The sequence below is a fragment of the Pseudomonas reactans genome, assembly GCF_013385825.1.
Lineage (GTDB): Bacteria > Pseudomonadota > Gammaproteobacteria > Pseudomonadales > Pseudomonadaceae > Aquipseudomonas > Aquipseudomonas reactans.
The window spans coordinates 40018-66926 of the sequence record NZ_JACAPG010000024.1 but is presented as its reverse complement, the minus strand read 5'-3'; the positions used below and the strand labels follow the sequence as shown (position 1 = coordinate 66926).

Here is a 26909-nt window from a genome sequence, read left to right as displayed (position 1 = left end):
AGCCGGAGTGAGGGCACACCGAGCCTAGGCGAGGTGCCGAGTGTTGGGGCAAGAGCCCTTTTGGTTACTTTTGGGGCTCTTTTCCAAAAGTGACCCGCCGTAAGGGCGGAACCATAGGCGGCCGTTACCTAAACAACGGATATGTACACCAACACACCCCCCACATTTGCTCAAAATTGCCAGTTAGACCAGCTCTCGAGCCAGAAATGGCGCAGTCCGGCTAACCTTGCTTTTCGCAACTTTCTGCGGCGTACCACTGACAACCACCTTACCCCCCAAATCCCCCGCCCCCGGCCCAATATCAATCACCCAGTCACTCTGCGCCACCACGCGCATCTCATGCTCCACCACAACCACCGTATGCCCCGCGTCCACCAAGTGATTCAACTGGCTGAGCAAGCGGTCCACATCCCGTGGATGCAACCCAGTAGTCGGCTCATCCAACACATACAAGGTCGCGCCCCGCGCATTGCGTTGCAGCTCAGTCGCCAGTTTGATGCGCTGCGCTTCACCACCCGACAGCTCAGTGGCCGGTTGACCCAGGCGCAGGTAGCCCAGACCGATATCCCGCAACACCTGCAACGAACGCAGCACGCTCGGCTGCTCGGCAAACACGTCCACCGCTTGCTCCACCGTCAGCCCCAACACTTGGGCGATACTCAAGCCTTGCCATTTCACCGCCAGGGTCTCGGGGTTGTAGCGCGCTCCATGACAGGTCGGGCACGGCGCATACACGCTGGGCATGAACAGCAACTCGACACTGACAAAACCTTCCCCTTCGCAGTTCGGGCAACGCCCCTTGGCGACGTTGAACGAGAACTGCCCGGCATCGTAGTGACGCTTCTTCGCCGCCGGTGTGGCCGCGAACAGCTTGCGCACGTTGTCGAACAGGCCGGTATAGGTCGCCAGATTGGAGCGCGGTGTGCGGCCGATGGGCTTCTGGTCCACCTGCACCAGACGGCGGATGTGCTGCAGTCCGCCACTGATATACCCGCCGCTGGTTTGCGGCGCGTCGTCTTCCAGGCTCGGTTCTTCGTCATTCTCCACCACGCGCCCAAGCCCGGCGCCCACCAGTTCCAGTAGCGCCTGGCTGACCAGGCTGGATTTGCCCGACCCGGAAATCCCGGTGACCGCCGTGAAGCAGCCCCGCGGGAAATCGACGTTCAGGCCCTTCAGATTATTGCGCGTCACTCCTTGCAGTTTCAGCCAGCCGGTCGGCTCGCGGCGCGCGTGCTCCGATACACGTTTGTCAGCAAACAAATACTCACGGGTCTGCGACGCCTGCACCTGTGCCAGCCCCGCCGGCGGGCCGCTGTACAGCACCTGCCCGCCATGCTCGCCGGCGGCCGGGCCGACATCGATCAGCCAATCGGCGCGGCGCATGGTTTCCAGGTCATGTTCCACCACAAACAACGAATTGCCTGCGGCTTTAAGTCGGTCCAGGGCGGTGAACAACGCTTCGCCATCCGCCGGATGCAGGCCCGCCGAGGGTTCATCCAATACATAGATCACGCCGAACAACTGCGAACCCAACTGGGTCGCCAAACGCAACCGTTGCAACTCCCCTGATGACAGGGTTGGTGTGCTGCGTTCCAAAGACAAATAACCCAGGCCCAACTCGGTCAACGTGCTGACCCGCTCCAGCAAATCCTGGGCAATCCGCTGGGCAGCCAGGCGTTTTTCCACCGACAGTTTCATCTTGTCTTGCCCCGCCGCCACCGGCCGCAGCAACTCGGCCAATTGCGCCAACGACAACTGCGACAACTCACCGATGTCCACCCCGGCAAACTTCACCGACAGCGCGGCCTTGGTCAGGCGTTTGCCCTCGCACAGCGGGCAGGCGCTGCCCTGCATGAACTGCGACACGCGCTTCTTCATCAGCGCGCTCTGGGTGTGGGCGAAGGTGTGCAGGATGTAGCGCCGGGCGCCCATGAAGGTGCCCTGGTAGCTCGGCTCCAGCTTGCGCTTGAGCGCATCGCGGGTCTGTTCCGGCGTGAAGCCGGCGTAGACCGGTGCGGTGGGGGTTTCTTCGGTGAACAGGATCCAGTCGCGCTGCTTTTTCGGCAGATCACGCCAGGGGATATCCACGTCGTAGCCCAATGTCACCAGAATGTCCCGCTGGTTCTGGCCTTGCCATGCCAATGGCCAGGACGCCACCGCACGCTGGCGGATGGTCAGCGAAGGGTCCGGCACCATCAGCGCCTCGGTCACCTCATACACACGGCCCAGGCCATGGCATTGCGGGCACGCGCCCTGGGGCAGGTTTGGCGAGAAGTCCTCGGCGTAAAGCATCGGCTGTCCTGGCGGATAGCTGCCGGCACGGGAGTACAGCATGCGGATCAGGCTCGACAGCGTCGTCACGCTGCCCACCGACGAGCGTGCACTCGGCGTGCCGCGCTGCTGTTGCAGGGCCACGGCGGGCGGCAGGCCTTCGATGCTGTCCACGTCCGGCACGCCGACCTGGTCGATCAGCCGCCGCGCATACGGCGCCACCGACTCGAAATAGCGCCGTTGCGCCTCGGCATACACCGTGGAAAACGCCAGGGACGACTTGCCGGAACCCGACACCCCGGTAAACACCACCAGGGCATCCCGGGGAATGTCCACATCGACGTTACGCAGGTTGTGTTCGCGGGCGCCGCGTACGCGGACGAAACCGCTTGGCTGGGCAGTGATCGCAGGGATGTTGCGCTGTGAAGTCATGGACAACCTTGTCGGGCGGTGAGCACGCTGCGCACCCGTTGCGTGAGGGCGTCGGGGCTGTAGGGTTTGCTCAGCAGATGGATATCGGCGCTCAGCAGATGATTGCTGGAGAGAATGTCACGGGTATGGCCGGAGGTGAACAGCACTGCCACCGGCGGGTTCTGCACCCGGGCCCAGTCGGCCAGGTCAGTGCTTTTGACACGGCCAGGCATGACCACATCGGTGAAGATCAACTCCGGCTGCAAACCGGCTTGCAGCTTGAGCATGGCCTGGTCGCCGTCATCGGCCGTAAGCACGGTGTAGCCGGACTGTTCGAGCAACTCGACGACGGTCAGGCGCACGCCTTCGTTGTCCTCGACCACCAGGATGGTTTCCTGGCCGCCACTCTGGGGGATCTGGTCGATAGGCACATCAAGGCTTTCCGGCTCCAGGCTGTGGGGGAAATACATCTGCACCACAGAACCCTTGCCCTCCTCGCTCCACATCTCCACATGCCCGCCACTCTGGCGCACAAAGCCGAACACCATGCTCAAGCCGAGGCCGGTGCCATGGCCTTCGCGCTTGGTAGTAAAAAAGGGTTCGAACGCACGTTTCAACGTGGACTCGGACATGCCGACACCGGTGTCGATCACCGCCAAGCGCACATATTCGCCGGGCTTGATGCTTTTGCCCGCGCAGTCGTCGGGATTGAGGATGATGTTCTCGCCAGTGATACGAATCACGCCTTCGCCCTGCATGGCATCCCGGGCGTTGATCGCCAGGTTGAGCAGCGCATTTTCCAGCTGGTTGCGGTCGACGTTGATAAACCAGGAGTCCTGGGGCAATTGCACATCAATATGGATGGTTTCCCCCAGCGCCCGTTGCAGCAGTTCGCCAAGCCCCGCGTAGATGCGTTGCGGGTTGTACACCGCCGGCGACAAGGGTTGGCGACGGGCAAACGCAAGCAACTGCGAAGACAGCTTGGCCCCGCGCTCCACCGCCGCAATGGCCGCGGCGACACGGCGCTGCACCTGGGCGTTATCCGGTTCGTGGCGGGCCAGCAAATGCAGGTTGCCGGCGATCACTTGCAGCAGGTTGTTGAAGTCGTGGGCCACGCCGCCGGTCAGGCCGCCGATGGCTTCGAGTTTCTGCGACTGACGCAATTGGTCCTCGGCAGCGGAGCGCGCCTGCACTTCGGCGGCGACCCGTTGCTCCAGGTTATGCGTGAGTTCCTGGCGCACCTGCTCGGATTTCACCAGTTCGGTGGTCTCCACCACAATCGCCAACACCCCGGCGGGTTGCTGGTTGTCGCCGGCAACCGGGCTGTAATACAGGTCCAGCCAAACGGTTTCTGGCCTGCCGTTGCGCAACAGCACCAGGTCCTTGTTGTTGAACGACAGGGTGCCACCAGCCAGGCAAGTGTCCATCACATGACGATTGAATTCGGCCACTTCCGGCCAACCCAGCTCTACCGGCGTGCCCAACAGGTACGGGTGGCGGCCACCGGCAAAGGCTGAGTAGCTGTCGTTGTAGATCATGTATCCCCATTGGCCCCACAGCATCACCATGGGCACCGGTGACGCCAGCATCATCTGCACGGTGCAGGTCAGGCTGGTGGACCATTGGTCGATCGGGCCCAGGTCGGTGGTCGCCCAATCGAAGGCGCGGATCCGCTGGGCCATTTCTCCGGCCCAACCTTCACAGCCGTGGGGGTTGGATAAAAACTGCATCATTGAACTCTGCGCAAAGAAAGGACAGCCGCAAAATTTGGAGCGCACCAGGGCCGGATGGTTTCATCTTGTATAACTTAGGGGGTAATGGGCACAGAAGCCACTGCCCCTAATGAAAATCCCGGCTGCGCACATGGATGCCTTCCAGCAATGGCGTCAGGTCGGTAAGGCGCCCGGCAATCAGGTGCCGCACTTCGCCCACCGCTTCCCAGCGACCGTCCACTTTCAACAACCGCGAGCCCACCAATGCCTGGCGTTGACGCTCAGCCAGGTCACGCCAGACCACCACATTGAGGTTACCGAATTCATCTTCCAGGGTGACAAAGGTCACCCCGCTGGCCGTGCCGGGACGCTGACGACCGGTGACCAACCCGGCGACACTGACATTGCGCCCATGCTCCACCGCCATCAGTTCCTGGGAACTGCGACAGCGCCGTTTGCGCAGTTCCGCCCGCAACAACGCCAACGGATGTGGGCCCAGGGTGGTGCCGACCGTGGCGTAGTCGGCGTGCAGGTCCTCACCCACGGTGGGCGTCGGCAATTCCACCACGGCTTCGTCCGGGCTCGGCAGGCCGGCAAACAGCCCGAGTTGCTTGTGTACGCCGGCCACTTCCCAACGCGCCTTGTGTCGGTTGCCAGCCAAGGCGCGCATGGCGCCGGCATCCGCCAGCAGTGCCTGGGCGCGTGCATCCAGCCCGGCACGCGCGTCCAGGTCGGCAATATCGCTGAACGCCCGGCGCTGGCGTGCGGTTTCGATGCGCCGCGCATCCTCCTCACGAAACCCCGCGATCATGCGCAAACCCATGCGGATCGCCGGCTGTGCGCCGTCAATCGGCTCCAGGCTGCAATCCCAGTCGCTGGCCTGCACGTCCACCGGGCGGATCTGCAAGCGATGGCGCCGCGCGTCCTGCAGGATCTGGTCCGGGCTGTAGAAACCCATGGGCCAGCTGTTGATCAGCGCACAGGCAAACGCCGCCGGCTCATGGCACTTGAGCCAGCAACTGGCGTAAGTCAGCAAGGCGAAACTGGCCGCGTGGGACTCGGGGAAACCATAGCTGCCAAAGCCCTTGATCTGCTCGAAGATCTGCGCGGCAAAGGCCTCACTGTAGCCGTTTTTCAGCATGCCGGTGCGCAGGCGCGCCTGGTGCGGCTCCAGGCCACCGTGGCGTTTCCAGGCGGCCATGGAACGGCGCAGTTGGTCGGCCTCACCGGGGCTGTAGTCGGCGGCGACCATGGCGACCTGCATTACCTGTTCCTGGAACAGCGGGATACCCAAGGTACGTTTCAACACCACTTCCAGTTCGGGCGAAGGATAAGTGGTTGCCTCCTCCTTGTTCCGCCGCCGCAAATACGGGTGCACCATGCCGCCCTGGATCGGCCCCGGCCGCACGATAGCGACCTCGATCACCAGGTCATAGAACGTCTGCGGCTTGAGCCTGGGCAACATCGACATCTGCGCCCGCGACTCGATCTGGAACACACCGATGGTGTCGGCCTTGCTGATCATCGCGTAGGTGGCCGGGTCTTCCTTGGGCACCGACGCCAGGCTCATGTCACGGTTGCGATGGCGGCGCAGCAGATCGAAACAACGACGGATAGCGCTGAGCATGCCCAAGGCGAGGATATCTACCTTGAGCAGGCCGACGGCGTCGAGGTCGTCCTTGTCCCACTGGATGATGGTGCGCTCGGCCATGGCGGCATTTTCCACCGGTACCAGGGTGTCCAGCGGGTATTCGGAAATCACGAAGCCACCAGGGTGCTGGGACAGGTGCCGGGGGAAGCCGATCAATTGCTGGGTGAGCGTGAGCACGCGGCGCAGGATCGGGCTGTCGGGGTCAAAGCCGCCTTCGCGCAGGCGCTCCAGCGGAGGCGCGTCGTCACTCCAGCGCCCGCAGCAGTCGGCCAGGGCGTTGATCTGATCCGGCGGCAGCCCCAGGGCCTTGGCCACATCGCGCACCGCGCCGGACGCGTGGTAACTGCTGACCACTGCCGTCAGCGCCGCGCGGGTGCGGCCGTAACGTTGGAACACGTATTGCAGCACTTCTTCGCGGCGTTCGTGCTCGAAGTCCACGTCGATATCCGGCGGCTCATTGCGCTCCCTGGAGAGAAAACGCTCGAACAACATACTGGTCAGGCTCGGGTCGATCTCGGTGATGCCCAAGGCAAAACACACCGCCGAGTTGGCCGCCGAACCGCGCCCCTGACACAGGATCGACCGGCTGCGGGCGAACTGCACAATGTCGTGCACCGTGAGGAAGTAGCTTTCATAGCCCAACTCGCTGATCAGTTCCAGCTCGCTGTCGATCTGCTGCAAGGTCATGGCGTCGACACCCTGCGGCCAACGTTTGGCGATGCCTTCTTCGGTGACGGCGCGCAGCCAGGACTTGGCGTTGTGGCCGGCGGGCACCAGTTCGCGCGGATAGTGATAGCGCAATTGGCTAAGGTCGAAGGTACAGCGGCGGGCAATGGCCTGGGTTTCGTCGAGCAACGACGCGGGGTACAGCGCGCTTAACGCCTCCCGGCTGCGCAGGTGCCGCTCGCCATTGGGGTGCAGCCGCGTGCCGGCCTCGGCCACCGGGACGTGATGGCGGATGGCGGTCATGGTGTCTTGCAGGGCGCGGCGGCCACGCGCATGCATGTGCACATCGCCGCAGGCCACTGCTGGGATGTGCAGGCTGGCGGCCAATTGCAGGCGTTGTTCCAGGTGGCGAGCATCGTCCTGGCCGCAGTGCAGGTGCACCGCCAGCCACAGGCGTTGCGCGAAGGTTCGGCACAGCCATTGGACGTCGGCCTGGGTGTCGCTGTCTTCGGCCACCCACAGCGCCAGCAGGCCGGGCAGCGGTTGCTCGAAGTCCTCGCGCAGCAGGCGATAGCGGCCTTTTTCAGCGCGGCGTCGGGCCAGGGTGATCAAGCGGCACAGGTGCTGGTAGCCGCTGAGGTCTTCCACCAGCAGCACCAGTTTCGGGCCGTTGTCGATACGCATCTCGCTGCCAATGATCAGCGGCAGCTCCACCGCCTTCGCCGCCTGCCAGGCGCGCACGATACCGGACAAGGTACATTCGTCGGTGATCGCCAGGGCGCTGTAGCCTTGGCGTTTGGCGCGCTCGAACAGTTCCAGCGCACTGGAAGCGCCGCGCTGGAAGCTGAAGTTGGACAGACAGTGCAGCTCACTGTAGGAGCGAGCTTGCTCGCGAAGGTCGTTAACGATGACACGGGGGCTCTGGATGAACGCGTTGCCTGGGCGTTTTTCGCGAGCAAGCTCGCTCCTACAGGGGGGTGTCAGCGTTGTGGGGGTTTTCATGAGAACCAGCCTTGCAGCCATAAACCTTCGCCCTGCCCCACGGCGCGAAAGGCCCAGCCCTGCTGACCGGCGCGGGTCTGGATCAGGTAGTAGTCGCGACGGATATCGGCGCCGTCCCACCAGCCGGACTCGATGCGTTCCGGCCCCATGAGGATCTGCACGCCCTGCTCGCCCAGCAAGGTCGGTTCGCTCAGCAGCCAGCCGGGGCGTTGCACTTTGTTCAAGGTTGGGCACGGGGTTTTATCCGCTGCCGCTTGCCAGGCGCATTCGGGGCGGTGGTCGGCGTGAAAGCGCAAGCCCTGCACCGCCTCATCACCCAAGCGCGCACGCAGGCGTTCGCGCAGTTGCTCCCACGGTAGGGTTTGTTGCGGGCGGTCGTCGAACAGGTCCTGGCGCTGGGGCACAAACACCGGCAGGTCTTGGGCTACCAGGCGAAAGCCGCGTACCGGTGAGGTGACCTGGACTTGCTCCAGGCGGCCGCGGGCCAATTCAAACAGCATCGCCGGTTCACGCTCGGCACTGAGCAGGCCGACCTTGATCACGCTGTCGGGCGCCTGGGCGTGCTCAAGATGCAGGTCGAAACGCTGCACGCCACTGTCGCGGCCACACAGGAACGCGGACAGATCGCCGGTCAAACGCCTTAACGGAAACAGCAACGCCTGATGGGATTGCACGTCGAAATTCAGCTCGATGCGCACATCGAACCGGTCCGGCGGCTGATAGAACGCCAAGGCCAGCGGCCGCTGCCCAGCCAGTGCATCCAGATGCTTGAGCAGGCCGGCCTCAAAGCGCCGTGCCAGGGTATGCCGAGGCAGCGCCTGCACCTGGGCCAGCGTGCGCAGGCCCATGCGCGACAAGGCCGTGGCAGCCTGCGGGTCAAGGCCCGCGCGGTCGATGGGCAGCGGCGCCAGGGCCTGCATCAAGCCGTCATCCTGCACCGCCAGGCCATCATCGATATTCGCCAGCACCCGCGCCGCCGCCGGGTTGGGCGCAGCGACGATTCGGTGACGAAAACCCAGTTCGGTCAACTCTCTACGCAAGCGCGCTTCGAAGCGCGGCCATGGGCCGAACAGCCCCAGGCTCGACTCGATCTCGAACAACAAGGCACGCGGATAATACAGGCTGACCTGCGAGCTGAACTGGTAGGCCCAGGCGGCAAGAAACTGTTGGTAGCGTTCGATCTCGGCGGGGTCATATTCGGCGCTGGCAAAGGTCTTGGCCAGGGCATGCGCCGCCGTCAGGGATTGGCCGGGGCGCAGGCCCAGGGCGCGGGCGGCATCGTTGACGGTTTGCAGCACACGCCGTTGCGGCGTGCCGGCCAGCAAGACCAGGGGTTGGTCCGGCTCGGGGTGCACACGCTGCACCCCGTCCAGCGCCAATTGCGGGAAAACAATACACACCCAGCGCATGGCAACCTCAATGCCCCGCCAGCGCAATCGGCGCCGGATGGGCCAGGCCGCCCCGGCACTTGAGCACCCGCACCTGCGCGGGTTTGGCCTCCACGGCCAGGCGCAAGGCGGCAGGCGATGAATTGACCGCCTCACTCAAGGCACGCCAGGCAAAAGCCAGGGCCTGCCCGGTTTCCGCCGCCACTTGCAGGCGCCGCAGCGCGCGGTCATCGGCCTTGCGTGGCCAGCACAACACCGCACCGCAACTGCCGGAACGCAGGCATTGTTCCACCGCCCACAAGGCATCGCGCTCCTCGGCCTGGATCACCGAAAGCAGGCGCAGGTCCACTCCGGCGTTCTGCCAGGCATGCGGATACGGCGTGTAGGGCGGCGCCACCAACACAATGCGCTCGCCCGCCTTTGATAAACGGGCCAGGGTTGGCAGCACCAGTTGCAGTTCGCCCACCCCCTCCTTGGCCATGAGGATTTCACTCAAGGCTGCCTCCGGCCAGCCGCCCGTGGGCAATACCGCATCCAGCGCTGCCAACCCGGTGGGATACACACTGGCCGGCGGCGCGGCGGGCCGGCCTTTCCAGACACGCCCGCCATTGAACAGCGTGTCCAGTGCAACCACGGCGCCCATCAGCCTTGCCTCACCAAGCCGCAGAACACCCCTTCGATCGCCAGGTCCTGATCGGGCCCGACCACAATGGGTTGATACGCGGGGTTGCGCGGCAGCAAACGCACACTGTCGCCATGGCGTTCGAAACGCTTGATAGTCACTTCACCGTCCAGGCGCGCCACCACAATCTGCCCGTTCAAGGCCTCGGCACTGCGACGCACGCCCACCAGGTCGCCGTCGAGAATACCGTCTTCGATCATCGAATCGCCCTGCACGCGCAGCAGGTAATCCGGGGTTTTCGCGAAGGTCGATGGGTCGAGTTGCAGGCGGTTGTGCACTTCGGCATCGGCACCGATGGGCAAACCAGCAGCCACACGGCCGAGCACCGGCACATCCAGCCATTCCGGACGTTTCGGTTGATTGAGCAAGCGAATACCGCGCGCCTGGTTCGGGTTGACCTCGATAAACCCGGCTTCCGTCAGCGCCAGCACGTGCTTGCGCGCCACGCTGCGCGAGGCAAAGCCGAACGCCTCGGCGATCTCGGCGAGGCTGGGAGACTGGCCTTGCTGCGCGATGCGGTCGCGGATAAAGGTCAGGATGGCGGTACGACGGGGGGTTAGAGTTGTCATGGAGTACATTTGTACTCCTGTGGGAAATTTCTGACAATAGCCGCTAGTCGCGTAGGGGACGACGAGGCTTGTCGAAACGTCCCACATAACCGCCGGATAACCTCTACTCCCCTCCTCTGAGAACCTCTGCAAAGTCCCTCGCCTGAATACACAGTGCGAGGGATTGCGGATGGATTTTCTGGTTGTTGGAGCTGTTGCTTGAACCCGGCTATTGGCAGGCTCGCCCTGACCCCAATGGAGGTGAAGACGGTCGATGTCGAGGCTGTCTTTCGCGACTTCCGGGAATGCCTGAATACCTTTGACGACTGGGCTTCAAGCTTTTGGAGCTTTTCGGCGCTGGACATCGAGCAGGTCTTCAAGGTCGGAGATGAAGTGGCGCTGGTCGCGCCGATCAACCGCGCTCTTTACCCGAGCAGCACCGTCGCTACCTGCAAGGCCAACGGCACGTTGACCCTGGTGCATATGTTCCAGAGCACGCGATTCGTGCCCATCGGCAACACACCGGTGATGCTGCAACGCGTCGACCCCGACGGCGGCCCACTCGGCGAGCCGATCCACAAGACCATCGGCCCGAGCGGCATTCTCGAAATCGACGAGTGTGAGCGCAACCAGCAGTATCGGGTCAGCTTCTATCCCAATGTCTCCAAGGATCACGTCAAGGCGCTGTATGCGTCTTATCAGACAGTGATTGATGAACTGGAAATCCGTCTGCGCAACGAGTGGACCGGCACCTTCCAGGCGCTGTGGAAGGACTACACCGATGCGAGCCCGCTTGATCAACGCAGAATGCTGGAGGCGGCGTTTCTGCGCGGCATGGGCAAGGCGCTCTACAACCTCTGGGACAACCTCACCCAACTGTGCGACCTGCTGGCCGACCTCAAGCCCAACAGCGAAAAGCTCCTGCACTACCTGTCCCAAACCGAGCTGGATGAGCTGCTGAAACTGGGCAGCGAGTCCATCGCGAAAGGCTTGTTGGTGCTCAGCGATGAGCCGCTGCTGTTCATTTATGTGTCGGCGATTTGCAGCTGGATTCGGATGTTGCCGCCGCAGGACATGAACGAGGTGATGGGCGAAATCACTGGCGAGATCCTGATCAGCCTCGTGCTGATCTGGGCAACGGCGGGCATGGGTGTGACGGTACGCCTTGGCGCCCAAGTGCTGGGGCATATCAAATCCGGTCGGGCGCGTACATGGCTGGAGAAGTTGGCTGAGCAACTGGTCGGGCCGCGGTTGGACGTGCATGTCGAAGCGGCCAAACCGATGTTGCTGGGTAGCCCGGCGACGCCGATTCGGACGATTCCGGATGTGCCGTTGAAGGCTGGGGATCAGGTGGTTTCCAACGCGGTGCCGGTGGTGCGGGACAAGGTTGGGCAGCGGACGGTGTTGGTGCGCCAGGAACATGTGGATGATGTGCCTGCTGTTGGGAAGAATCCGGCTGGGGATGCCGCGGCGTCGTCGGACAAGACCGCCACCAACGGCTGCCCGGTGTCGATGGTCACGGGTGAGGAACTGCTCACCCTCACCGATGGCACGTTGGATGGGATCTTGCCGTTTGAGTGGACGCGGTTGTATCGCACCAGCGCGGTGGAAGTGGATTACGGGTTGGGGTTTGGTTGGAGTCACTCGCTGGCGCATCGGCTGGCTGTTTCCGGGGATTCGGTGGTGTGGACCGATCATGAGAATCGGTCGACTACCCTGCCCTTGCCCACGGTTTCTCGGCCGGCGATCACCAATAGTCTGGCGGAAGCGGCGATCTACTTGGGGTCGTTGACTGATGAGTTAGTCCTGTCTCAAGGGGCACGTTTCTACCACTTCCGCGACGGTGTGCTGACGGCGATCAGCGATGCGTATGACAACCGGTTGCGCATTTTCCGTAATTACCTGGGGCAGATTGAGCGGCTGGATAACGGCGTCGGGCGTTCGCTGTTTTTGCGCTATGCGTCGGGCCGCATTGTGGCGGTGGATTACCAGATTGAGCGGGCGGTGGACGACGGCCCGTTTGTTTGGGTGACAGAGCAGAACGTTGTTTCCTACGTCTATGACAATTTTGGACGACTGGTTTCCGCGACCAATGCCGTAGGCGAAAGCGAGGTTTATCGGTACGACGAGCAGCACGTCATTCTTGAGCGTGGACTGGCCGGTGGGGCGAGTTTCTTTTGGGAGTGGGAAAGGTCTGGTAAGGCGGCGCGATGTGTCCGGCATTGGGCCAGTTTCTCGCAGATGGACACGCGGTATGCCTGGGATGACAACGGCCAGGTCACGGTGTTTAACACCGATGGCAGCCAGGAAGTCTACGTGCATGACCAGCGGGCGCGGCTGGTGCAGCGAGTGGATCCTGACGGCGCTGAGCACTTCAAATCCTACGATGAGAAAGGCCGGCTGACGGTTGAGCAGGATCCACTGGGGGCTATTACGGCCTATCAGTACGACGAAGCTGGGCGTTTGGTGGCGGTGTTTCCGGGGGACGATGAACCAACGTCTTACGAGCATGACAATGGATTCGTACGGGTTGTGCGGCGTGGTGAAGCAATCTGGAAGTATCAGCGTAATGACCAGGGCGATGTTACGTGTAGGACCGATCCTGACGGTCATTCCACAGAATATAGCTACAACAAACGCGGGCAACTGACGCAGGTTTGGCTGCCGGATCATAGCTGTCATCGGCTGGCTTGGAATGAGCGTGGGCAGTTGCTTGAGGAGCAGTTGCCGAATGGCGGGATCAAACGCTATCGCTATGACGCTCTGGGGCGACAGGTTGCCCGCGAGGATGAACATGGCGCGCTGACCCAGCATCAATGGGACGCCGCAGGCCGCTTGCTGAAACTGACTCAGCCCGGCGGTGCCACACGGGAATACAGCTACAACGCTTACGGAAAAATCACCTCCGAACGCGATGAACTCGGCCACGTCACCCGCTACGAATACGCCGACGGCCTGCACCTGATCAGCCGGCGCATCAACGCCGATGGCACTCAGGTCAAATACCGTTACGACAATGTGCGGTTATTGCTGACCGAGATCGAAAATGAGGTAGGCGAAACCTACCGACTCCAGTATCACGCCAATGGCCTGATCCAACAGGAAACCGGGTTTGATGGGCAGCGCACGGCTTACGCCTACGACCTCAATGGCAACCTGCAGGAAAAGACCGAGCATGGTGATGATGGCAGTCAGCTGGTTACCCGTTACGAGCGCGACTATGCCGGACGCCTCGTAAGAAAAACCCTGCCCAACGGCAACAAGGTCGATTACGGCTACGACCGTCAGGGCAACCTCCTAAGCGTCGAAGACGGCCACTGGGCGTTGGCCTACGAGTACGACAGCCAAAACCGTCTCACCGCCGAACATCAAGGCTGGGGCACGCTGCGCTATGGCTACGACGCCTGCGGCCAACTGCAAAACCTGCGTCTGCCGGACAACAACCGGGTGGTGTTCAACCACACCAAAGGTGGCCACCTCGCCACCGTCGATTTAAACGGCGCGTTACTGACGTCCCACCTGTTCAAGGCCGGCCAGGAACACCAACGCCAACAAGGCCAACTGATCAGCCACTACCACTACGACGATCAACAACGCCTTCACGCCCACACCGTTACCCAACAGCAACACACCCTCTACCAACGCCAGTACGACTACGACAAATCCGGCAACCTCACCCGCTTGCAAGACACCCGCAAAGGCGACCACCGCTACCACTACGACCCGCTAAACCGCCTCACCCGCGCCAACCACTCCCAAGGCGAACAGGAACGCTTCGGCCACGATCCGGCTGGCAACCTGCTCATGCAAAACCGCCCCGGCCCCGACATCGTGGCCGGCAACCGCCTGATGATCCAAGGCGACCACCACTACGACTATGACGCCTTCGGCAACCTTATCCGCGAACGACGCGGCAAAGGTCATCAACTCGTCACCGAGTATCGCTACGACTGCCAGCACCGCCTGATCGGCATTAAAAAACCCAACGGCCAGACCGCCAGCTATCGCTACGATCCGTTTGGTCGTCGGATCAGCAAGACCGTTGATGGAATTACGACCGAGTTTTTCTGGCAGGGCGACAAACTCATCGCCGAACACCAAGCGGATCGCCATCGCAGTTACCTCTACGAACCCGACAGCTTCCGCCCGCTGGCACTGCTGGAAGGCTTCGGTCCAAAGGAAACCAACGCCTACCACTACCAACTTGACCACCTCGGCACCCCGCAGGAACTCACCGCTGCCGATGGCGAGATCGTCTGGTCCGCCCATTACCGCGCCTACGGCGAAATCACCCGTCTCGACATAGGAAAAGTCGACAATCCGCTGCGCTTCCAGGGCCAATATTTCGACCCTGAAAGCGGGCTGCACTACAACCGCCATCGCTACTACAATCCGGATGTCGGTCGCTACCTGACACCTGATCCGGTGAAACTGGCAGGAGGCATCAACGCGTATCAGTACGCGCAAAATCCAACCGGATGGATAGATCCCCTAGGCCTAAGCTGTAAGAACACGAACTGTCCTGAAGGGCCCTATAGCGTAATAGTTCCAGGAGGAGGTTTAGCTGCACACGAGAAGGCAGGAGGACATTTAATCGAAAAGCACATAGGTAGAAGCGACGAACAATTATTGGACCGTTTGAGGCAAGAACCACACATCCCAGCCGCCTCTACTTTCCACGACAGAGCCAGCGCAGAGCGTGAAGTATCGACTGTACTGGATCAAAATAAAGCAAAAATCGATAAATTTTTAAAAAGTACAAACAATCAAATCGTCATCAATCAAAAAACCAAATATCCCGTAGGTACGAGCTTTAAAAGGCACAGCACGACAGCGGTTTCGGGAAAGGAGATTTACCTGATAATCCGCAGAGACCATAACATGCATACTGGCTACCGAATTCATACTGGATTTCCAAACCCATGAATCAAGACTACCCCGAACTACAGCAATTTCTTGCTGGGTACTTCAATCAAGATTGGGTTGATGACCACAAAAAAGCGGACGATGTTATTGAATTTTTCATCTCCGAATCATCTGACGATACGTTATTAGAAGTTCAAGAAGAACTAGATAAGCTGATGCGCAGTGGAAAGACAGAGCAAGAGCTTGAAGATTACTTATTCAGCAATATTGGTTGCTACTATTATTATCGCAGCGAATGGCCCGACGGAATAACTTGGTTGAGGCATGTTGTATCAGTTCTGAAAAAAGGACCCCCTCAAATGAAAAATGAAAAACCCTAAACGACGCTCAAGGAAGCGGGACCCACTCCAGCTTGCTCGCGCTGGGCCGCAAAGCGGTCCCAATCCAGGCAATGGTTCTTTCAGTTAATTCGGCACTGTCTATTCTGGGGCTGCTCCGCAGCCCCAGAATAGACAGTGCGACGACTCGACAAGCCTGCTCACCACAATGATCGTATTCACCCGCTAATCAACGAACTCACCACCCTTCTTTGAGCATCCTCAACTCCAAATGCTGCAACAACATAATCGTCTTCCCATCCACAATTTCCCCGCTCTGCACCATCCCCAGCGCCTGCTCAAACCCCAGCTCCAACACCTCGATATCCTCTCCCTCCTCTTCCAAACCGCCTCCGCTCCCCACCCGATCCCCCGGCTGATACTCACCGATAAAAAAGTGAATCCGCTCCGTCACCGACCCCGGGCTCATGAACGCCGCATAGATCTTCTCCACATGCCTCACGCGATACCCGGTTTCTTCTTCCGCTTCCAGGCGAATTCGTTCTTCAGGGCTGGCGTTGTCGAGCAACCCGGCCGCTGTTTCGATCAGGTAGCCGGGGTAGTCGTTGACGAACGTCGGCATGCGAAACTGGCGGATCAGCAACACCGTGCGCTGCTCGCGGTTGTACAGCAGGATGGTCGCGCCATTGCCGCGGTCGTATACCTCGCGGGTCTGGGTTTGCCAGCTGCCGTCGCGGCGGCGCAGGTCGAAGCTGTATTTTTTCAGCAGGTACCAGTTTTCCGAGAGGGTCTCTTCGGCGGTGATGCGAACGGGGCTGTTGTCCATGCTCGGGTTTCTCAAGAAAGAGGTTGGGCTTGTTTGATGCTGTTCCAGGCAGCGGCGACTGCTTCGGCACTGTCCGCCTTGATCCGTGCGAGGTTGCGCGGGTAATCCACCCCTGGATTTTCGGTAAAACGTGTGGCCGTGAATTGGCCGTTGCTGGCGCGCAGGATATAACCCGTGTCCTCGCACTGCGAGGAGGCGAGAAACAGCACCCCCGGCGTCACCCAGTCGGGCTTGAGTTCGTCCGGTTCTTCGGTCACGCCCCACATGCGCGTCTTGGCGACCGGTGAGATTGCATTGACCTTGATCCCGGCCTCAGCCCCTTCGTGGCTCAACGCGTTCATGATCCCCAGTTGCGCCATCTTGCCCGCGCTGTAGGCCACCAGGCCGGTCTGCTCATACTGTGCGTACATGGCGCGGTCGGAGGTGGTGAGGATGATGCGCGGCGCAGATGAGCGCATCAGGTGCGGCCAGGCGTGCTTGCACAGCCACAGCGGTGCGTAGAGGTTGATGTCCATGGCACGTTGCAGGAACGCGGCATCAAGGTCGGCGATGGTCTGGTAACCGACCCAGCCGGCGTTGTGGATCAGGATGTCGAGTTGGCCGAAGGTCTCGATGGCGTAGGCGATCAGTTGCTCGCAGCCCGCGTTCGTGGACAGGTCACCGCCGTGGCCGATCACGTTCAAGCCTTCGGCCTGCAAGGCTTCGGCCGCGGCCTGGACCACCGAGGCATCGCTGCCCGCGCCGGCATTGTCGGCACCGATATCGCTGATCACCACCTGCGCGCCGCGCAAGGCCAAAGCCCGTGCGTAACTGAGACCCAACCCGCGTGCACCGCCGGTGACGACTGCAGTTTTGCCTGTGAAATCCATGTGCTTGCTCTCCTGTTCGGGCCGCCCACCCTAACAACCTCGGCGCGCCTTGTTCAATGCTGTAATACTTTGCAAGCAATCCCCGTTGACGGCTGTCGAATTAATTCCTGCCTGGTTGGGCCATCTGGTAAAACCCCTGCTTCACCTTTTTCCTGGAACCTTCATGTCCTCTCGTTTTCTCTCGCGCCTGAGCCTGCGCTGGTTTCCCATGGTGTGCATGGCGTTGTTGATCGTCGGCCTGCCGGTGGGCTGCGCGGTGCTGCAACACAAGGAGCGCGAACTGGTGTTTCGCATCGAGCCGGGCACAGCCAGCTGGTACAGTGGCTTGCCGAAAGCGGTGCAGGAGTTCGAACTCAAGCCGGCCAGTTTCAAAGCGGGTCAGAATATCCATGGCTGGTGGTACCCGGCAGACAAGAAAGACGCGCCCGCCATCCTCTACCTGCACGGCGTGCGCTGGAACCTGACCGGGCAACTGTTTCGCATCGAGCAACTGCACGCCCTGGGTTATTCGGTACTGGCCATCGACTACCGAGGCTTCGGCCAGAGCCACGGCGAACTGCCGTCGGAAACCACCGTGTATGAAGACGCGCGCATCGCCTGGGAGCGTTTCCAGGTGCTGCAACCGGACCCGAACAAACGCCTGATCTACGGGCACTCCCTGGGGGGCGCGGTGGCCATCGACCTGGCTGCCGAATTGGGCAAGCAGACACCGCTGCCAGTGCGCGGGCTGGTGATCGAATCCACCTTCACGTCGCTGGCGGATGTGGCCACGGCCGTGGCGAATACCTCGTTGCCGGTGCGCTGGCTGCTGTCGCAGAAGTTCGATTCCATCGACAAGATTGCCGATATCCATATGCCGCTGCTGGTGGTGCATGGCCTGGATGATCGCTACGTGCCGCCGCGTTTCAGCCAGCAATTGTTTGAAGCCGCCCAGGAACCCAAGCGACTGTTACTGGTGCCCGGTGCCAGTCATAACAACAGCATGAGCCTGGCCGGTCGCAGTTATGGCCAGGCGCTGGACAAACTGATGCAAGCGAAGATGCCGGCGCAGGTTGTCACACACTCCACAGGTCGTAGCGGCGACTCGTAAAAGCGTATTTCGGCACAGGGTTCGCGCTTGCGTGTCAAGCGCGAACCCTGCCCATGCTGGGCCAAAAAAGAAGTTGATCAAATAATGATCTCTGCCGAAATCGCCAACCCTGCCGGGGCTTCGCAAAGTTATCCACAGAGATACCCACGGTTTTCGTGGACAACTCTTTTTATTTTTTTACGTTTTTTTTGCTCAGGAAACGCTTTCAGGAAATGTACCCGGTAACAAAATCTCGCGATTCACATCGCGTATATCGTTATACCCACATAAGGCCATCGATACGTCCAACTCACGGGCGATGATCTCAAGCGCCTTGGTCACACCCGCTTCGCCCATGGCGCCCAGACCATACAAATGCGGGCGGCCGATCATGGTGCCTTTGGCGCCCAATGCCATCGCTTTGAGCACGTCCTGGCCGGAGCGAATGCCACCGTCGAGCCATACTTCAATGCGCTCGCCCACCGCTTCGACAATCGCCGGTAACTGGCTGATGCTCGAAGGCGCACCGTCCAGTTGACGACCGCCGTGGTTGCTCACCACCAATGCGTCGGCACCGGCATTCGCGGCTAGGCGCGCATCCTCCACATCAAGGATGCCCTTGATAATCAACTTGCCGCCCCAGCGCTGCTTGATCCAGTCCACATCGTCCCAGCTCAGGCGCGGGTCGAATTGCTGGGCGGTCCAGGACGACAGCGAACTCATGTCTGCCACGCCGTTCACGTGCCCGACGATGTTGCCGAAACCCCTACGCTTGGTGCCGAGCATGCCCATCACCCAACGCGGCTTGGTGGCCATGTTGAGGATATTCGGCAGGGTCAGTTTCGGCGGTGCCGACAGACCATTGACCAAATCCTTGTGGCGCTGGCCGAGTATCTGCAGGTCGAGGGTCAGCACCAGCGCATCCACGCCGGCAGCCTTGGCGCGCTCGATCAACTGTTCGATAAAGGCGCGGTCGCGCATCACGTACAACTGGAACCAGAACGGCTGGCCGACGTGCTCGGCAATGTCTTCCAGGGAGCAGATGCTCATGGTCGATAACGTGTAGCGCAGGCCAAATGCAGCGGCGGCGCGCGCGGTCAGAATCTCGCCATCGGCGTGCTGCATACCGGCCAATCCGGTAGGTGCCAGTGCCACCGGCATGGCCATCTCCTGGCCGATCATCGTGGCGCGGATCGAGCGTTCATCAATGTTGCGCGCCACCCGCTGGCGGAACTTGATGCTGGCAAAATCGCTTTCATTCGCCCGGTAAGTGCTTTCAGTCCAGGAGCCGGAGTCAGCGTAGTCGTAGAACATCCGTGGGACACGTTTTTGCGCGAGCTTGCGTAAATCTTCGATGGTTGTGATCAACGACATCTAGGTCACCTCTCCCTGAACTGAATGCTGAGAGTAACCGCCCATCGGCTGCGCAACCAGCCATTGCGTTTAGATAGCCGCACGGCTAATCTCGCAAAAACCCGCAAAATAGCGCACAAACATGCACAACACTCATCAAGACATCGACCTGCCTTCTTTGCGCAAACAGAAGATCCTGTTGTTGCTGGAGCGCGACGGCAAAGTCACCGCCTCGGAACTGGTGGAACACTTTGCCGTGTCCCAAGACACCATCCGCCGCGACCTCGGCGAACTCGCCGCCGCCGGGCTGTTGCAACGCGTCCACGGTGGCGCCCTGCCCCGGCCCAAAGACACCGGCAAAGACTTCTTTACACGCGTGGGTGAAACCAACGAGGCCAAGCGTCACCTTGCACGGCGGGCTGCCGAACGTGTGGAGGATGGGCAAATTGTGCTGTTCGATTCCGGCTCCACCACGCTGCAGATTGCCCAATCATTGCCGCGCTCAATCCGCCTCACGGTGGTCACGACATCCCCCATGATCGCCATCGCCCTGGCCGACCATCCCAATGTAAAAGTCATCCTCACCGGCGGCCAGCTCAACCCGGCGACGCTGTCCACCAGCGGCCATGAAACCGTGCGCATGATCCAGGGCATCAAGGCCGATGTGCTGTTCACCGGCGTATGTGCGCTGCATCCGCAAGTTGGCATCAGCTCGCTGCATTTTGATGAAGTGGCGGTCAAGCAGGCCTTGCTCGACAGTGCGTCCCATGTGGTCGCTGTGACCATGGCAGACAAGCTCGGCGCAGTGGAGCCCTTTGTCGTGGCGCCGTGCAGCCGGATTCATACGCTGATTACGGAGTGGCATGTGCCGAGCGTGGAAACGTATGAGCAGTTGGGATTGGAAGTGTTGCGGGTAGAGGTTTGATGCAAACAGGCGCCCCGCGAGGCGCCTTTCAATTCAGTTTCTGCGATGCGCCGGCATCTCGCGCTTGGGCCCGAACATCGCCCAGGCAATCAAGCCGAACAACGGTACAAAAATCAGAATCACCAGCCACAACCCTTTGCTCTCCCAGCCCCCTGTGCTGCGCAATACGGTATTGATCGCCCACAATTCCAACAGCAGCAGAATCACCGCCAAGCCGATCCAGATATATTGAATTTCCATGCTTCACCTCCTAGGTCGTATGCATTAGGTCAAGCATCGGCCTTGAGGGTTCATTAAAATTGCTGGAAGGGCCGAACGGGTCCATGCTTCAACCGATCGCGTGCTTAACGAACAAGCAGGCTGAAACATGATTTAAATATGTCCCCCAGAAATTCACCCCGGCAACGGAATCACCCTCAACGCCCTGACCGACTTATAGGAAAAGCTCGAATAAATCTCCTTGACGCAAGGCAACGTCTGCAGCACCTCACGCGCAAATTCCCCAAACGACTCCAGATCCTTCGCCACCACTTCCAACAAAAAATCATACCGCCCCGACACGTTATGACACGCCACAATCTCCGGAATCTCCAACAATCGCTGTTCAAACGCCCGAGCAATTTCCTGGGTGTGACTCTCCATCATGATGCTGACAAACGCCGTCACCCCATACCCCAGTGCCTTGGGCGAAAGAATCGCTTGATACCCGCTGATCACCCCACTCTCTTCGAGGTTGCGCACTCGCCGCCAGCACGGCGAGGTGGTCAGGGATACGCGGTCGGCCAATTCGGCCACCGTAAGACGGGCGTTGCCTTGCAATGCGTTTAAAAGGGCTTTGTCGGTACGGTCGAGACTGACAGGCATAACGTGCCTCTATTCTTTATTTTTATGAGGTTTTCATCCCAGGACGCGGGAATTAGCAGCAAATATTGCAAAGTTCATCTCTGGTTATGAGCATAGCATTGTAGGAAATAAGGAGCGTCCGACATGAACAATAAACACAATGCATTCGGCTTTTCCACCCGCGCCATCCACCACGGCTATGACCCAAAAGACCATCACGGTGCGCTCGTTCCGCCCATTTACCTGTCAGCCACCTTTGCTTTCCCAACCGCCGAATACGGCGCCGCCTGTTTTGCCGGTGAAGCGAGCGGCCACTTCTATACGCGCATTTCCAACCCGACCCTGGCGCTGCTGGAATCACGCATGGCGACTCTGGAAAACGGCGACGCCGCAGTGGCGTTCAGTTCCGGCATGGGCGCAATCGCCGCGACGTTCTGGACCCTGCTGCGCCCTGGCGATGAAGTGATCGTCAGCCAGACCCTGTACGGCTGCACCTTTGCCCTGCTGCACCATGGCATCGGTGAGTTCGGTATCAAGGTGCGGCATGTCGACCTTACCGACTTGGCTGCCCTGCAAGCCGCACTCAGCCCCGCCACCCGCATGATCTACTGCGAGACCCCGGCCAACCCCAACCTGCGGCTGGTGGATATCGCTGCCGTGGCCGCCCTCGCCCACCAGCAGCCGAACGTCACCCTGGTGGTCGACAACACCTACTGCACGCCCTACCTGCAACGCCCCCTCGACCTGGGCGCCGATGTGGTGGTGCATTCGGCCACCAAGTACCTCAGCGGCCACGGCGATATCACCGCGGGCATCGCCGTGAGCAGCCAGGCCCTGGCCCAGCGCATTCGCCTGCAAGGCCTCAAGGACCTGACCGGCGCGGTGATGTCGCCCCAGGACGCTTCGCTGTTGATGCGCGGCCTCAAGACCCTGGCTCTGCGCATGGACCGTCATTGCAGCAACGCCCAGGCCGTAGCCGAGGCCTTGCAGGCACATCCGGCCGTGCAGTCGGTGACGTACCCAGGATTGCGTTCTTTCCCGCAATACGAACTGGCGACACAGCAGATGAAAATGCCCGGCGGCATGATTGCCTTCGAACTCAAAGGCGGCATTGAAACCGGCCGGCGCTTCATGAATGCGCTCAAACTGTTCACCCGTGCGGTCAGCCTGGGTGACGCGGAGTCACTGGCCCAGCATCCGGCAAGCATGACCCATTCCACCTACACCCCGCAGGAGCGTGCGGCGCACGGTATCAGCGAAGGGTTGGTGCGCTTGTCGGTAGGGCTTGAGGACGTGGCCGACCTGCTGGCGGACGTGCAGCAGGCACTCGCCAAGTGCACCCGTACCCTCACGCGTCCTTCTAAGCTTGTGAGTTTTTAATCCGATTTTTTAAGATTGGATCCCCTTCCCGTCGCCAGGCTGTACTAGCATAGGTTCCGGCGGGAAGGACTATCACGGTAGGTTATTCGTTGGCTTGCACCTTAATCCCCGCTGCTCTAAGGCCGAATACCTGCACGCCTCATGGACGAAATGATGAACTCACAGCTGTTCCCTCATATTGGCAAAGTCATCGCCAGCACCGGCAGCCGCCATTTCCCACGCATGCTGCATGACCTGATCCTCACCCAACTGGCAGTGGATGCCACTCATATCACACAATTGCAGGTCAGCGCCGACGGGCACACCCGCCGCAAGATCAGCCCGGTCTATACCGATTCAGTGGAGGCGTTGGGCGACGAACAACCGGCCGCACAATTGCACCTCACCCGCCGCAAGGATGACGTGCGCTACGTCTTGTCGGTGTATCGCTCGCACCAGTCCGAAAGTTTTTCGCCCCAGGAGCGCAGCATGTTGCAGGACTTCTCCACCTTGTTGCTGCCCATGGTGGAAAAGCACATCGCCGCGATCCAACCGTGCCGTCAGGACAGCGACGCGGTGGTGCCGGAAAACCAAGGTATCGAAATCCTGCGCAGGCGCATTCAAGAACGACTGGTGCAGTCAGGGTTGACCTTGTCCAACCGTGAGCTTGAAGTGTGCGTGGGCCTGTTGGCCGGGCGTACGGCACCGGAGTTGGCGGAGCAGTTGGCGTTGAAGGTCAACACCATCGAAAGCTACCTGAAGCGCGCGTCGATCAAACTGGGGATCAGCGGGCGGCATTCGTTGTTGCGATGGATGTATGCCACTGAGGACACGCTCTCGTAAAAACCTGTAGGAGCCGGCTTGCCGGCTCTTACTGTGAGTCGCTCAATCTCTGGCAAGCGCCTCGATCGGGTCCAGCCGCGCCGCATTCCTGGCCGGCACAAAGCCAAACACAATGCCGATCAACGTCGAACAGGCAAACGCCGTGATGATCGAGCCCAGGGAAAACACCATCTCCCATTCCTTCACAAACAACGAAAACAGAAAGCCCAGGGCATAGGACAGCGAGATCCCGATCAGCCCGCCGATCAAACACACCATCACCGCCTCCACCAGGAACTGCTGGCGGATATCCGACTGCCGCGCCCCTACCGCCATGCGAATGCCGATCTCACGGGTGCGCTCGGTGACGGACACCAGCATGATATTCATCACGCCAATGCCCCCCACCAGCAGCGAAATCACCGCGATCAATGACAGCAGCAACGCCAGCGAGCGGCTGGTTTTCTGCACGGTCTGCATGATGCTGTCGAGGTTGTTGGTAAAGAAGTCCTTGGTGCCGTGGCGTTGCAGCATGAGTTTGTTGACGTTGTCTTCGACCACCTTGCTCGGCTGGCCATCCTTGATGCGCACGGTGATGCTGTCCAGATGGCGCTGCCCCAGCAAGCGCCCTGCCGCTGTTTCATAGGGCACCCACACGTTCAGCGCCTTGCTGGCAGCGAACATGTTCTTGTTATCAGCGGTGACCCCAATCACAGTACACGGCAGGTTACCCACCAGGATCACCTGGCCCAGCGGGTCGACGTTCGGGCCGAACAGTCGGTGACGCGTGTTGTGGTCGATCACCACCACCTGGGCCTGGCGCCGCGCATCGCTTTCGCTGAAGGCGATACCGGCTTCGAGCTTCAAGCCCTTCACCTTGAAATAGCGGTCACTCACCCCATTGACCTGCGCATCCAGGTCGATATTGCCAAAGCGCAGCAACAGGTTGCGGCCCACCACCGGCGTGGCGCTGTCGACATAATACAGCTGGTTCAACGCGTCCACATCCGAAGGCATCAAGGTCTCGATGGCCGAGGCGCGGCTATCGCCAAAACTGGTGCCGGAAAAAATGTCGATGGTATTGCTGCCGATCGCCTGAATGTCCTTGAGCACATAGCGCTTGGCGCCTTCACCGATGGCCGAGATCGACACTACCGAAGTAATGCCGATAACGATACCGAGCATGGTCAACAACGTGCGCATGCGGTGAGACACCAGCGCGACCCAGGCCATGTTGAAGGCCTCCTTGAACAACCCCAGGCTCGCCACCAAGCGCCGAGCGCCGCTGCGTTTTGGCTCGATGGGTGTGTCGCTGGGCAACTCCAGGCCAGCACGCTCATTGGCCTTGTCGCTGACAATCTCGCCATCACTGACCTCGACAATGCGCTGGGCGTTCGCCGCGACCTTGGGGTCATGGGTGACGATAATCACCGTGTGCCCCGCCGCGTGCAGCTCGGCGAGGATGCGCATCACCTCTTTGCCACTGTGGGTGTCGAGGGCGCCGGTGGGTTCGTCGGCGAGGATCACTTCGCCGCCGTTCATCAAGGCGCGGGCGATACTTACCCGTTGCTGTTGGCCACCGGAGAGCTGGCTGGGGCGATGGGTGGTGTGGCCGGACAGGCCGAGCCGCGCGAGCAACTCCCGTGCGCGGCTGTGGCGTTGGGTTTCCGGCGTGCCGGCGTAGATCGCCGGCATTTCCACGTTGTGCAAGGCACTCAGATGCGCCAGCAAATGGTAGCGCTGGAAGATAAAGCCGAAGTAATCGCGGCGCAGTTCGGCCAACTGCTCATCACCCAGGGAGCGGGTTTCGATGCCGTTGATTTTGTAGCTGCCGGCCGTGGCGTAATCCAGGCCGCCGAGGATGTTCATCAGGGTGGATTTCCCCGAGCCTGAGGCGCCGATGATCGCGACCATTTCCCCGGCATGGATCGTCAGGTCGATGCCCTTGAGCGCGATAAACTCACGCTCGCCGGCCATGAAGCTACGGGTGATGCCCTTGAGTTCCAGCAGTGGCTGAGTCATCCGTCAGTTCCCCGCCACAGCGGGCGTGGCATCGCCGATCACCACTTTGTCGCCTTCGGCCAGGCCTTCGAGGATCTGCACCTTGACGTTGTTGTTGATCCCGGTCTTTACCTCCCGCGACACTGCCTTGCCTTTCGCGTCGAGCACCCGCAACGAGTAACTGCCGTCGTTGTTGCGCGCCCCCAGCGCCGCCACCGGCACCATCAGTGCGGCCTCGGCGGTGTCGAGCACGATACGTACCTGGGCGGTCATGGCGATGCGCAGACGGTGGTCGGGGTTAGGCACATCGAACAACGCGTTGTAGAACACTGCGGTGTTCTGCTTCGGCGTGCCGGCGGTCTGGGTTTCCAGGAAGTTCTGTGGCGCCGGTTCCGTGCCGCGCAGCTTGGCGTAGTAACGCTTGTCGGCCTCACCGAGGATGGTGAAGTACACCTGCTGGCCGGGGCTGATGTGAATCACATCCGCCTCGGAGACCTGCGCCTTGACAGTCATGGTGTCGAGGTCCGCCAGCTTGAGCAGCACCGGCGCCAGTTGGTTGGCGATCACGGTCTGGCCTTCCTGGGTGACGATGCCCACCACATCGCCGTCGATGGGCGCGACGATGCGGGTGTAGTCCAGATTGACCTTGGCTGTGTCGATCTGGATGTGGGCGCTTTTGATCTGCGCGTCCAGGGACAGCAGGTTGGCCTGTTGCACCTGGAAAGTGGATTCGGCGTCTTCGAAGTCTTGGCGGGAGACTGACTCGTCAATCTGCAGGCCCTTGTAGCGTTCGTATACGGACTTGGCCTGCTTGAGCTGCGCCGCTGTGGCGCGGCGTTGGGCCTGGAGGTTTTCTTCGTCGACCTGGGCTTTGCGCAGGGTGTTTTGCAGGATCAATGGGTCGATTTCGGCTAGCCACTGACCTTTTTTGACCTTGTCGCCGACTTTGACTTTGAGGGATTTCAATTGGCCGGAGACTTGGGCGCCGACGTCGACCTGCTTGATGCCTTCGAGCAGGCCGGTGGCGAGCACGGCGTTTTCGATGTTGCCGCGTTCGGCGGTGGCGGTGAGGTATTGCGGTGCGTCGGCGGGGGCTTGGACCGTGTAGATGATCAAGCCTATGGCGATGGCCAGTGTGGCGAACATTCCTAGTTTGCGTAGCGTTGGCTTTTGCATAGATGACCTTTGATCGAGAACATATCCGTTATTTGAGTAACGGCCACTATTGGTTCCGCTCTTACAGCGGGTCACTTTTGAAAAGCGCAAAAGTAACCAAAACGCTCTTGCCCCAACACTCGGCACCTCGC

19 protein-coding genes are annotated in these 26909 nt (G+C 60.7%); 6 read left to right on the top strand and 13 right to left on the bottom strand.

Features of this window, described 5'->3' with window-relative positions; genetic code table 11:
• Positions 1-183: 183 nt before the first annotated feature.
• The 6 genes from uvrA to lexA all read right to left on the bottom strand — a co-directional run bounded on the left by uvrA (position 184) and on the right by lexA (position 10361).
• A complete protein-coding gene (gene uvrA, locus HX868_RS28265; protein ID WP_177005102.1) occupies positions 184-2703 on the bottom strand; it encodes an excinuclease ABC subunit UvrA in 2520 nt (839 codons plus the stop codon).
• Positions 2700-4412 (bottom strand): ATP-binding protein, encoded by a 1713-nt coding sequence (locus HX868_RS28260; RefSeq protein ID WP_177005101.1) that lies wholly within the window; start codon positions 4410-4412, stop codon positions 2700-2702. Before HX868_RS28260 ends, uvrA begins: the two co-directional genes overlap by 4 nt.
• Before the next feature lie 109 nt (positions 4413-4521).
• Entirely contained in the window at positions 4522-7713 is a 3192-nt protein-coding gene (locus HX868_RS28255) for an error-prone DNA polymerase (RefSeq protein ID WP_218168847.1), read from the bottom strand.
• Positions 7710-9122, bottom strand: coding sequence for a Y-family DNA polymerase (locus HX868_RS28250; protein ID WP_177005100.1), 1413 nt, complete (start codon positions 9120-9122; stop codon positions 7710-7712). Before HX868_RS28250 ends, HX868_RS28255 begins: the two co-directional genes overlap by 4 nt.
• Before the next feature lie 7 nt (positions 9123-9129).
• A complete protein-coding gene (gene imuA, locus HX868_RS28245) occupies positions 9130-9744 on the bottom strand; it encodes a translesion DNA synthesis-associated protein ImuA (protein ID WP_177005099.1) in 615 nt (204 codons plus the stop codon).
• The gene (gene lexA / locus HX868_RS28240) at positions 9744-10361 is read right to left on the bottom strand and encodes a transcriptional repressor LexA (protein ID WP_177005098.1); all 618 of its coding nucleotides are present in this window, start codon (positions 10359-10361) and stop codon (positions 9744-9746) included. Before lexA ends, imuA begins: the two co-directional genes overlap by 1 nt.
• Before the next feature lie 225 nt (positions 10362-10586).
• Between lexA and HX868_RS28235 the strand changes: the two genes are divergently transcribed.
• Complete coding sequence (locus HX868_RS28235; RefSeq protein ID WP_177005195.1) at positions 10587-15257, top strand: RNase A-like domain-containing protein; 4671 nt, start codon at positions 10587-10589, stop codon at positions 15255-15257.
• Positions 15254-15577, top strand: coding sequence for a contact-dependent growth inhibition system immunity protein (locus HX868_RS28230; RefSeq protein ID WP_177005097.1), 324 nt, complete (start codon positions 15254-15256; stop codon positions 15575-15577). The genes HX868_RS28235 and HX868_RS28230 overlap by 4 nt, the downstream gene beginning before the upstream one ends.
• Positions 15578-15773: 196 nt before the next feature.
• Here the strand turns inward: HX868_RS28230 and HX868_RS28225 are convergent, their stop codons facing one another.
• Both HX868_RS28225 and HX868_RS28220 read right to left on the bottom strand, forming a co-directional pair.
• Positions 15774-16361, bottom strand: coding sequence for an NUDIX domain-containing protein (locus HX868_RS28225; protein WP_177005096.1), 588 nt, complete (start codon positions 16359-16361; stop codon positions 15774-15776).
• Between the two features lie 11 nt (positions 16362-16372).
• The gene (locus HX868_RS28220; RefSeq protein WP_177005095.1) at positions 16373-17230 is read right to left on the bottom strand and encodes an SDR family NAD(P)-dependent oxidoreductase; all 858 of its coding nucleotides are present in this window, start codon (positions 17228-17230) and stop codon (positions 16373-16375) included.
• A 163-nt stretch (positions 17231-17393) separates the two neighbouring features.
• Here HX868_RS28220 and HX868_RS28215 point away from each other — a divergent pair, with 163 nt between their 5' ends.
• Entirely contained in the window at positions 17394-18320 is a 927-nt protein-coding gene (locus HX868_RS28215; RefSeq protein ID WP_177005094.1) for an alpha/beta hydrolase, read from the top strand.
• Between the two features lie 192 nt (positions 18321-18512).
• Here the strand turns inward: HX868_RS28215 and HX868_RS28210 are convergent, their stop codons facing one another.
• Entirely contained in the window at positions 18513-19673 is a 1161-nt protein-coding gene (locus tag HX868_RS28210; RefSeq protein ID WP_177005093.1) for an alpha-hydroxy acid oxidase, read from the bottom strand.
• A gap of 121 nt (positions 19674-19794) precedes the next feature.
• On the opposite strand from HX868_RS28210, the gene HX868_RS28205 reads away from it, so the two are divergent.
• Positions 19795-20577, top strand: a complete 783-nt coding sequence (locus HX868_RS28205) for a DeoR/GlpR family DNA-binding transcription regulator (RefSeq protein WP_177005092.1) — start codon at positions 19795-19797, stop codon at positions 20575-20577.
• Positions 20578-20610: 33 nt separating this feature from the next.
• On the opposite strand, the gene HX868_RS28200 is transcribed toward HX868_RS28205, so the two are convergent.
• Positions 20611-20817, bottom strand: a complete 207-nt coding sequence (locus HX868_RS28200; protein ID WP_095015776.1) for a PLDc N-terminal domain-containing protein — start codon at positions 20815-20817, stop codon at positions 20611-20613.
• Positions 20818-20970: 153 nt separating this feature from the next.
• Positions 20971-21441 (bottom strand): Lrp/AsnC family transcriptional regulator, encoded by a 471-nt coding sequence (locus HX868_RS28195; RefSeq protein WP_016976082.1) that lies wholly within the window; start codon positions 21439-21441, stop codon positions 20971-20973.
• Positions 21442-21564: 123 nt separating this feature from the next.
• Between HX868_RS28195 and HX868_RS28190 the strand changes: the two genes are divergently transcribed.
• Together HX868_RS28190 and HX868_RS28185 are read left to right on the top strand one after the other, a co-directional pair.
• Complete coding sequence (locus tag HX868_RS28190; protein ID WP_177005091.1) at positions 21565-22800, top strand: methionine gamma-lyase; 1236 nt, start codon at positions 21565-21567, stop codon at positions 22798-22800.
• 153 nt (positions 22801-22953) lie between these two features.
• Positions 22954-23622, top strand: a complete 669-nt coding sequence (locus HX868_RS28185; RefSeq protein ID WP_177005090.1) for a response regulator transcription factor — start codon at positions 22954-22956, stop codon at positions 23620-23622.
• Between the two features lie 42 nt (positions 23623-23664).
• On the opposite strand, the gene HX868_RS28180 is transcribed toward HX868_RS28185, so the two are convergent.
• Both HX868_RS28180 and macA read right to left on the bottom strand, forming a co-directional pair.
• A complete protein-coding gene (locus HX868_RS28180; protein ID WP_038846601.1) occupies positions 23665-25623 on the bottom strand; it encodes a MacB family efflux pump subunit in 1959 nt (652 codons plus the stop codon).
• A 3-nt stretch (positions 25624-25626) separates the two neighbouring features.
• A complete protein-coding gene (macA, locus tag HX868_RS28175; protein ID WP_177005089.1) occupies positions 25627-26778 on the bottom strand; it encodes a macrolide transporter subunit MacA in 1152 nt (383 codons plus the stop codon).
• Positions 26779-26909: the final 131 nt, after the last annotated feature.